The following is an 8849-nucleotide window of genomic DNA, read 5'->3' on the forward strand; positions in this document are numbered from 1 at the left end:
TAAAATCCTAGAACCACATCACAGCTTCGTGTTTTTTGTAAGCTTTGAGCAATGCATCAGAATTCATGGTTTGTAGTTGAGCTTCTGATTGAGTTGTTGAAAGGTTATTGCCCAGCGTACTTAATGTGCTTGCAGAACTGCTGCCTTTTTGCGCCATAATATTTCCAGCAATCGATAATAAACCACCGAGTGCTTTTGCGTTACCTCTACTTGCTGCTTCTTGTTGTGCCTGAGTTTGTAAATTGTCAAACTGTTCAGCTTGAGTTTGCAAGCTCTTGATTTCACGTTGTGCTGTGGCTGAAGATACTGCAAGTGCAGCGCAGTCCATCGCACCCAATTGCGCAACTGAATAAGGTGTTGTATCAACATAGGCTGTTGCTGGTGCAGCTTGTTGTTTTTGTGCTGTTGCCATATTGGCAGCCTGATTTAATGCCGCACCTGTATCACCACTTTGCACTGCTTGAGCAATTTTTAAGGCATTATCTAAAAAACCTGCTTGTGTTGTTAAAGATACAGATAAAAGTGCGACTGTGGCTATAGTCCGTACGTCAAAAAACCAATACAATACCGATATGAGTTATCCAATACATTTTAGAAAGAAAATATTAGCCAAGCTTGAAGAAGGTCAATCTATCCGAGCGGTTGCTCAACACTTCGAAATTGATAAAAATACAATTGTCGAATGGAAAAAGCGAATCGAAATAAAAAGAACTCGACCAAGAAAACCATCTAAAGTTGATGATGATGCCTTACGTGCAGATGTTGAGCAATATCCTGATGATTATCAATATGAACGCGCTGCTCGTTTTGGTTGTGGTACTTCTACAATTGGAGATGCGCTCAAGCGTCTAAATATCACAGTTAAAAAAAGACCTTACGGCACCCGAAAGCAAAAACAGAACTCAGAGAGCAGTATTTAAAAGATTTAAACCGATTAAGGTGTCAACACCCGATCATCTATCTTGATGAAAGTGGATTTAAATCTCATGAACATAGACCTCATGGTTATTCAAAACAGGGAACTCCTTGTTATGGAACATATAATTGGCAATTAAAAAATCAAACCAATGCAATAGGAGCAATCCATGAGGGTAAGTTATTTGCAGTTGGTTTATTTGATTGCAAAGTAAATTCGGATGTATTTCATTTTTGGGTAGATCAGTTTTTATTACCAGAATTACCCTCGAATAGTGTAATTGTCATGGACAATGCAGCTTTCCATAAACGACAAGATATACAAGATCTATTAACCCAACATGGGCATCAAATACTTTGGTTACCACCGTATAGTCCTGACCTTAATCCTATTGAAAAAATGTGGGCATGGGTGAAAGCAAAAAGGAAAAAATGGTTGGTTAACTCAATAGATAAGCTTTTTAGTCGTTTCTTTAACGAGTGTATGGGTAATTAAACGGTTTGACTATAGCTCGAATTTGTGTAAGTTATGCTTTATTGTTGTTTGTGTGATTTATTTATCTATATAGATGTATAATCGTTGCAAAAATAAAACACTGTGTCATAAATCAACCGCAGTTTATTCCTGCACTTTTCTACTACAATCAATGAAATTTTGAAAAAATGATTCGAGGATGCCATGAACAGATTAAAAACGTTATCTCTAGGTGTATGTTTAGTATTAGGTTCAACACTAGTACAAGCGAAGGCTGTTGACTACAAAATTGATCCAACTCACACAGCGACTGTTTTTAGCTGGAACCATTTCGGTTTTTCTACACCAAGCGCGAATTTTACTGATATTCAGGGTGTAATTAAAGTTGATAATGCAAAACCAGCGAATTCATCTGTAGAAGTGACAATCCCTTTAAGCAGCGTAAATACCAATGTTCCTGCTTTGGATAAAGAGTTCCAGGAAGAAGCTTGGTTTAACGCTGCTAAGTATCCGAATATCACTTTTAAAAGCACTAAAGTCGAAACTAAAGACAAAAAACACTTCAAAATTACGGGTGATTTAACTGTTAAAGGTGTAACAAAGCCTGTGGTTTTAGATGCTGTGCTGAATAAACAAGGCGAGCACCCAATGGCGAAAGTGCCAGCGATTGGCTTTAATGCCACAACATCATTTAACCGTTCTGCATTTGGCATCGGAAATTACGTGCCGAATGTAGGAGATAAGATCACTGTCAATATTACCACTGAAGCAACTGCTGCAAAGTAAAATCAAACAAATTATTAGATTGATAAAAAAAGCTCATGGAACTAGTCCCTGAGCTTTTTTAATTTTGCTTGTAAATTGTAAGCGCCCGCTGAACCCCATGGCTGTTTTTTAATTTTGGTCGGATTTCCAGCGGTGTGGTAGTAATTCTTCGCTTCGCAAGAGATGCGATGGATGTCTGGTTATTTGTAGTCATAAATTTAAGTCCCCACTTATTTTTAACTGGGGACTAAATTAAGGCTTATAGGACGAATTCATAAGGTGTGTTCAGCGGACGCTTACATTTATGGTGAGTATCATGATAATGTTTCATGACTTTTTCACGTAAATCTACAGAATATATTTTAGGCATGAGTGAAGTCTCAAATAAATCCAAGTGTAGCTTATATTTTGCTAATTGCTATATATTGCTTATTATGAAATTCCTTGCATTTCAAGGAGTTTACTATGCCTCATATTGTTGTCATCGGTGCAGGAATTACAGGCGTTACCTCTGCCTATTAAAGAATAAAAACCGATGTATAAAAACATCGGCTTTTGAAATTCAATCATTCAAGTTTAGTCATATAAACGGTAGATGCCTGTAAAACGTTCGCAGCCTTTTTGATCTGTTTTGACAATCAGTAAGGCCTTTTGAAAATCAAACTGATATTGGCATTTCTTTTCATTATCAGTGATCTGATTTTTTTGTTCAGGTGTACTGTAGGCAAGCAATGACATTATTTGGGTTTCCAGTCGATTGTTTGGGTTGCGATAAGCAATACCCTCAATTTTAAGCTTGTCTTTATCCAGTTGATGAATCTGTAAATGAATGGGTTGAGCGGCTAATTTTCCCTGTTCATATTTTAGATAATGCTGGGTTAGCGTCTGGTTCATTGATGTATAAAAATTCAGGTCATCCAAACGCAATTCAAACTGTTGTTGATAGCAGGTTTTAGATTTGCATTGCTGTAACTGTTTTAACCATAATCTCTGGGTATCATGTAATAGCTGTAAGGGGGCATCGGTCACCAAATAAGCAGTTAAAAACTTATTGTTGAGTTTAATTCGCTGTTCATCATATTGCTTGGAACATATCTTTTTAAGGTCAAGTGTACGATCTGAGCAATCGATTGATTTCGCAAATGTAAATGTTGAGCAAAAACAACTCAATGTGATGATATAACCGACGTTCTTTAATTGATTTCTTACCGTATTAAACAGCATAATGACGCATACTTTCAGTCTAATTTGCTCAATGTACTATAGCGAAATAGAAAGCCAGAATACAAGATTTGTTCAGTATATTGTAAAAGGAAAATCATATGGTTGCTCACATTCGTATTGGACAGGGAATGGATGTACATGCTTTTGAAGAAGGCAGCTTTGTTACCTTGGCGGGTATTCAGATTCCCCACACACATGGTTTAAAAGCCCATTCTGATGGAGATGTGGTGCTGCATGCATTGTGTGATGCATTATTGGGCGCATTGGCTTTAGGGGATATAGGGCAGTATTTCCCTGACACTGACCCAGAATATAAGGGTGCAGATAGTCGGGTATTGCTTAAGCATGTATATCAGTTGATTTTAGATCGTGGTTATCATCTCAATAATGCTGACATTACTGTGGCCTGCGAACGGCCAAAACTTGCCAAACATAATCTGGAGATGCGTCAAAGCATCGCAGATGTCATGAATGTGGATGTTACACAAATTAGTATTAAGGCGACCACAACTGAAAAACTAGGTTTTACTGGCCGTCAGGAAGGCATTCTGGCAATGGCAACAGTGCTTGTTTCCCATCAGGCAAAATGATCTGCATTGATCAATGACTGCTGTAATTCCTGTGTTGCTTTACGGCCTTGCAGTTGTAAGCTAATGCTGTGAATCAGGCCTGTCCAGGTCTCATTCGGCTCCCAGATTTGATGAAGCAACTCTTGGGCAATAGGTAATTCAATATTCATATAAAACTGCCGATATAGATACATCAAGCAACTGACACGCATATTCTGGGCACAATGTAACCAGACAATTTCATTTTGAACCAGATGGTCAATTAAATCCAAAATAAAAAGACATTGTTCTGAGCAGGGAATATCCCAGTCAATGGGGATATGAATATAGTTTAGCCCCAAACCCAGACAAATTTGATCCTGTTGGGATAAGTGATTTTCAGACTTACTCGTCGCAAGGTTAATGACTGTATTACAACCATATTCTTTAATCTGCTGCAACTGCTCAACTGAGGGTTGGGCAGAGCTAAACAGGTGCTCATGCACCAAAGAAAAACCCGGTATCTGAGATAAAGCTTGTTCGAGTGAAGTCATAAGGTTCGCTATACAATGATTGAAGTTCTCATGATATGAGAAACTTATTTTTAAAATGCTGGCTTTACTATAAGTGTTTTTATTTCAGTGTTCAATTTAGATTGGATAAATAAAAACAGCATCACAAGGATGCTGTTTTTTGTATTTAGTTTTTGTTTAAATTCTCATTGAGCAGGAATTCCATCAATGCCTTTTGAGCATGCAAACGATTTTCCGCTTCATCCCAAACCACTGCATTTTTATGGTCCAGCATGTGTTCAGAAATTTCTTCGCCGCGGTGTGCGGGTAAGCAATGCATAAATAAACAGTCAGAGTGGGCTAAGTCCATCAATTTTTCATTCACTTGGAAATCAGCAAATGCTTTTTCACGAAGCTTTTGTTCTTCTTCTTGCCCCATGCTTGCCCAAACATCTGTTACGATCAGGTCTGCATTAACCGCTGCATCTTCAGCCTTGTTGAACACTTCCACACAGTCAGCAAACTCGGCAAGAAACTCAGGTTTTGGCTCATAACCCTCAGGAGAGGCGATCTTGAGTTTAAAACCCATCATATGTGCTGCTTCAATGTATGAATTACACATATTATTGCCATCGCCAATCCAAGCAACCGTTTTACCTTTGATGCTTCCACGGTGTTCTTGAAAGGTTTGTAAGTCAGCAAGTAATTGACATGGATGGTGGTCATCCGTAAGACCGTTAATGACAGGTACTTTAGAATAAGAGGCAAAACGCTCTACGATGTCATGCCCAAAAGTACGGATCATCACAATATCAAGCATGCTTGATATTACGCGGGCAGAATCTTCAATTGGCTCACCGCGACCCAGTTGGGTGTCACGTGGCGAAAGAAAAATCGCATTACCCCCAAACTGGCAGATGCCTGCTTCAAAAGAAATACGGGTACGTGTACTCGACTTTTCAAAAATCATTCCTAAAACTTTACCAACAAAAGGTTGATATACCGTATTGCTGTGCTGCATACGCTTGAGTTCTTGCGCACGATCTAAAATGCGTTGCAGTTCTAATGAGGATAGGTCACGTAAAGTCAGGAAATGCCGAAGCGCCATAGCTACTCCCAAAATTAATTATTGAATAAAAACAATAATTAATTGTTGTTTGACGAGTGGTGGGTAAAAAGGAATTGACTACTATACTATACGCTCAGGAAAATGCAAAAGAATTAGACTTTTTGATGAGCTTTTAAGAATAAATCAACGGAATAATTAATATAATCAGTTATTTCAGCGTCATTTGCTGATACTTCTAAACCCATTAAAAGTAGCCATTCCACATCACGTAAAATTCCGAAATACATCATGGCGGAGAAATGAGGGTTAGAGCAGTATATTTCATTGAGGTCGTTTGCCTGACCTAAAGCAAATGCAATCGTATTCTGTATATTTAAAGCACATTGGTCATAAAAATAGTGCGCTAATTGTATATCTTTTTGAGTTTGCTCTGTGAACAGACGCATAAAGGCAATGTTCTCAGGTTGTATGATATGTTGATAAAAACGGATTAAGGTCTGGTTTAAATAGTTTTTGAGATCAATCTTTTCTGGAATATAGGGTACGCAAACCCCTTTAAAAAAAACTTCTCGCCGATAATCACAAATGGCGGTAAACAAGCCTTCTTTATTGCCGAAATATTTATAGATAGACGTTTTTGATCCACCCGCATGATTGACAATATCATCCAGAGAAACAGCATCATAACCACGTTCCAGAAATAAATCGGTTGCACAAATGAGCAAGGCAAGACGACGTTCCTGTCCACGGCGAGTTTGAGGCTGTTCGCAACTTGGGTAACAAATATCAGTCATTATATTCAAGAGAAGTGGGTTGAGTGATTTGTATTATAGCAAAAACCATATACATGGTATGGCTATGAAGTTGATGAGTGTTGCAAATCCTCCTGATAATAAAAAAGCGAGACATGATTTGCTCGCTTTTTTAATGGCTTAGTCTTTTAGGCTGAACGAATTTCCTCGTCATCATCATCTTCAGATGAATCCATGCCAAGCTCCTTGAGTTTACGTGTTAGGGTATTGCGTCCCCAACCCAAAAGCTCAGCAGCATGACGTTTACGTCCACGTGTTTGCTGAAGTGCGGCATTAATCAATGTGCGTTCAAACATCGGTGTTGCGATATCCAGAATTTTCATTTCCCCATTTTTGAGCTTTTGAATTGCCCATTGACCCAACAACTCATCCCAATGATGCACTGCAATTCGTTCAGCCAATGCTGGGCTGGCCGCTGTTGGCTGCACGGCATCACTTGTGGCTTTCTGGATGGAGACTTGCTTAAGCTCAGCAGGTAAATCTTCAGGATAAACCTCACGACCCGTGATCATCACTGTCAGCCAGCGACAGGTATTTTCTAGCTGACGAACGTTGCCTGGCCACGGTAGCTGTTGCATATAATCCGTTGTTTCAGTGCGTAGGATTTTTGGACTTACGCCGAGTTCCTTGCCTGCACGTGCCAGAAAGTGCTGTGCCAGCATTGGAATGTCTTCACTACGATGGGCAAGTTTAGGAATGTGAATACGGATTACGTTGAGACGATGATACAAGTCTTCGCGGAAACGTCCTTCATTAACCAGCTTTTCCAGGTCCTGATGGGTTGCCGCCACAATGCGCACATCTACTTTTACTGGAATATGTCCACCAACACGATAGAATTCACCATCCGCAAGCACACGGAGTAGACGTGTCTGGGTTTCAAATGGCATATCACCAATTTCATCCAGGAATAATGTACCGCCATTGGCTTGTTCAAAACGTCCTTGATGCTGGGTGTTTGCACCTGTAAATGCACCTTTTTCGTGACCAAACAACTCGGTTTCAATCAAGTCTTTTGGAATTGCCGCCATATTCAGCGCAATAAAAGGTTTGGCACGGCGAGGCGAATGTTTGTGCAGTGCATGGGCCACCAGCTCTTTGCCTGTACCAGATTCACCATTAATCAATACAGTAATATGCGATTGTGATAAACGTCCAATGGCACGGAACACTTCCTGCATTGCAGGTGATTCACCGATAATCTCAGTGGATTGTAATGGTGCAGCCGCCGCCGCTTTGCTGGCTTCCTGCTGTTGAAGCTTGGTGATATGCAAAATGGCACGATTGACCAATGCCAGTGCCTCATCAATATCAAAAGGCTTTGGCAGGTACTCAAAAGCACCAGTCTGGTAACTTGATACCGCTGACTCCAAATCAGAGTGGGCAGTCATGATAATCACAGGCAGGTCAGGATGGGTGTTCTTTACTTTAGACAGAAAAGTTAAACCATCAATTCCAGGCATACGAATATCAGTCAAAATGACATCAGGGGCATCATCATGTAAACGTTCCAGCGCTGTTTGTGCTTCTTCAAAATTGGTAACGTCAAAACCTTCTTCTTTAAAAGTCTTTTTGAGTACCCAGCGCATGGCACGATCATCATCAATTACCCAAATTTTATTTCGTGACACGGTCTGACTCCCAAGGTAGATATAAGCTAAATACGGTTTTTCCTGGAACGGATTGACATTCGATCATTCCGTTATGTTGATGCATGATGTTTTGCGCGATACTGAGGCCAAGTCCTGTACCTTTCGCTCGTCCAGTCACAAGTGGATAAAATACTGACTCTAATATGCTTTCTGGAACACCTGGTCCATTGTCTTCAATATCAATTCTTATCGATGAGCGATTTAGAACACCGTTAATTGTCACTAAGCGTTGAATGCGCGTTCTTAAAATCAGCTCTGGTTCTGAATCGCCAAAAAAATCTTTATTTTCAGTCATTGCTTGCACAGCATTGACGCTGATATTCAGCATGACCTGAATCAGTTGATCACGGTCAGCCATTACATCAGGCAGGGAAAGGTCATAATCGCGGGTGATCTTAATTTTTTTCTTCGTTTGGTTCACAATAAGTGAACGAACGCGTTCCAGTGGTTCATGTACATTGACCAGCTCATAGCTTGGTAACTGACGTGAACCAAGCATGGTATCTGCTAGATTGGTTAAGCGATCGACTTCACTAATAATAATGTCGGTAAACTCACGATAGCTTTCATCATTTAAGCTGCGAGCAAGTAATTGTGTTGCACCACGAATGCCCGCTAGAGGATTTTTAATTTCATGTGCCACGCCGCGAACTAGTTGGCGTGCGACTTGATGTTGTTGTACTAAATTTTCTTCTTTAGAAATTTTCAACATTCGATCAATTGGATTGAGTTCGATTAATAAAAGTGGGTGATAACTTTTACCTGCATTGAGTTGTGAGACCGTATAATCCACATGAATGGCTTTAAAGTTTACGTTAATCACCGCTTCGCGGCGTGTGTAATGTTGTCCGCTTTCTAATGTATTTAATAAAGCTTC

General features: G+C 39.8%; 10 protein-coding genes and 1 pseudogene. 4 read left to right on the forward strand and 7 right to left on the reverse strand.

What is annotated here, in order from left to right; genetic code table 11:
• Positions 1-7: 7 nt before the first annotated feature.
• Positions 8-565 carry a hypothetical protein gene (locus tag B4H32_RS01665; RefSeq protein ID WP_004680913.1) on the reverse strand — a complete coding sequence of 186 codons (558 nt, stop codon included), beginning with the start codon at positions 563-565 and terminating at the stop codon, positions 8-10.
• Between the two features lie 7 nt (positions 566-572).
• Between B4H32_RS01665 and B4H32_RS01670 the strand changes: the two genes are divergently transcribed.
• The 3 genes and pseudogenes from B4H32_RS01670 to B4H32_RS01675 all read left to right on the forward strand — a co-directional run bounded on the left by B4H32_RS01670 (position 573) and on the right by B4H32_RS01675 (position 2176).
• Positions 573-920 carry an IS630 transposase-related protein gene (locus tag B4H32_RS01670; protein WP_004676962.1) on the forward strand — a complete coding sequence of 116 codons (348 nt, stop codon included), beginning with the start codon at positions 573-575 and terminating at the stop codon, positions 918-920.
• A gap of 17 nt (positions 921-937) precedes the next feature.
• Positions 938-1411: pseudogene (locus tag B4H32_RS12800) on the forward strand (IS630 family transposase); the annotation flags it as partial.
• A 183-nt stretch (positions 1412-1594) separates the two neighbouring features.
• Entirely contained in the window at positions 1595-2176 is a 582-nt protein-coding gene (locus B4H32_RS01675; protein WP_286799426.1) for a YceI family protein, read from the forward strand.
• Between the two features lie 555 nt (positions 2177-2731).
• Here the strand turns inward: B4H32_RS01675 and B4H32_RS01680 are convergent.
• Entirely contained in the window at positions 2732-3379 is a 648-nt protein-coding gene (locus B4H32_RS01680; protein ID WP_004677634.1) for an A1S_1983 family putative colistin resistance protein, read from the reverse strand.
• A gap of 98 nt (positions 3380-3477) precedes the next feature.
• Between B4H32_RS01680 and ispF the strand changes: the two genes are divergently transcribed.
• Positions 3478-3969, forward strand: coding sequence for a 2-C-methyl-D-erythritol 2,4-cyclodiphosphate synthase (ispF, locus tag B4H32_RS01685; RefSeq protein WP_004680840.1), 492 nt, complete (start codon positions 3478-3480; stop codon positions 3967-3969).
• Here the strand turns inward: ispF and B4H32_RS01690 are convergent.
• The 5 genes from B4H32_RS01690 to glnL all read right to left on the reverse strand — a co-directional run.
• The gene (locus B4H32_RS01690; RefSeq protein ID WP_286799429.1) at positions 3957-4481 is read right to left on the reverse strand and encodes a protein tyrosine phosphatase family protein; all 525 of its coding nucleotides are present in this window, start codon (positions 4479-4481) and stop codon (positions 3957-3959) included. The genes ispF and B4H32_RS01690 overlap by 13 nt on opposite strands.
• Before the next feature lie 145 nt (positions 4482-4626).
• On the reverse strand, positions 4627-5547 hold the full coding sequence (gene argF / locus B4H32_RS01695) for an ornithine carbamoyltransferase (RefSeq protein ID WP_286799431.1): 921 nt from the start codon (positions 5545-5547) through the stop codon (positions 4627-4629).
• A gap of 113 nt (positions 5548-5660) precedes the next feature.
• Positions 5661-6302 carry a TetR/AcrR family transcriptional regulator gene (locus B4H32_RS01700; protein WP_286799432.1) on the reverse strand — a complete coding sequence of 214 codons (642 nt, stop codon included), beginning with the start codon at positions 6300-6302 and terminating at the stop codon, positions 5661-5663.
• Between the two features lie 146 nt (positions 6303-6448).
• Positions 6449-7951: a nitrogen regulation protein NR(I) gene (glnG, locus tag B4H32_RS01705; protein ID WP_286799435.1), complete on the reverse strand. Its 1503-nt coding sequence runs from the start codon at positions 7949-7951 to the stop codon at positions 6449-6451.
• Positions 7938-8849: nitrogen regulation protein NR(II) (glnL, locus tag B4H32_RS01710; protein ID WP_286799438.1), on the reverse strand; the 912-nt coding region annotated here is incomplete at its 5' end. The genes glnG and glnL, both read right to left, overlap by 14 nt.

The organism is Acinetobacter sp. UBA2063 (genome assembly GCF_002333245.1).
Lineage (GTDB): Bacteria > Pseudomonadota > Gammaproteobacteria > Pseudomonadales > Moraxellaceae > Acinetobacter > Acinetobacter parvus.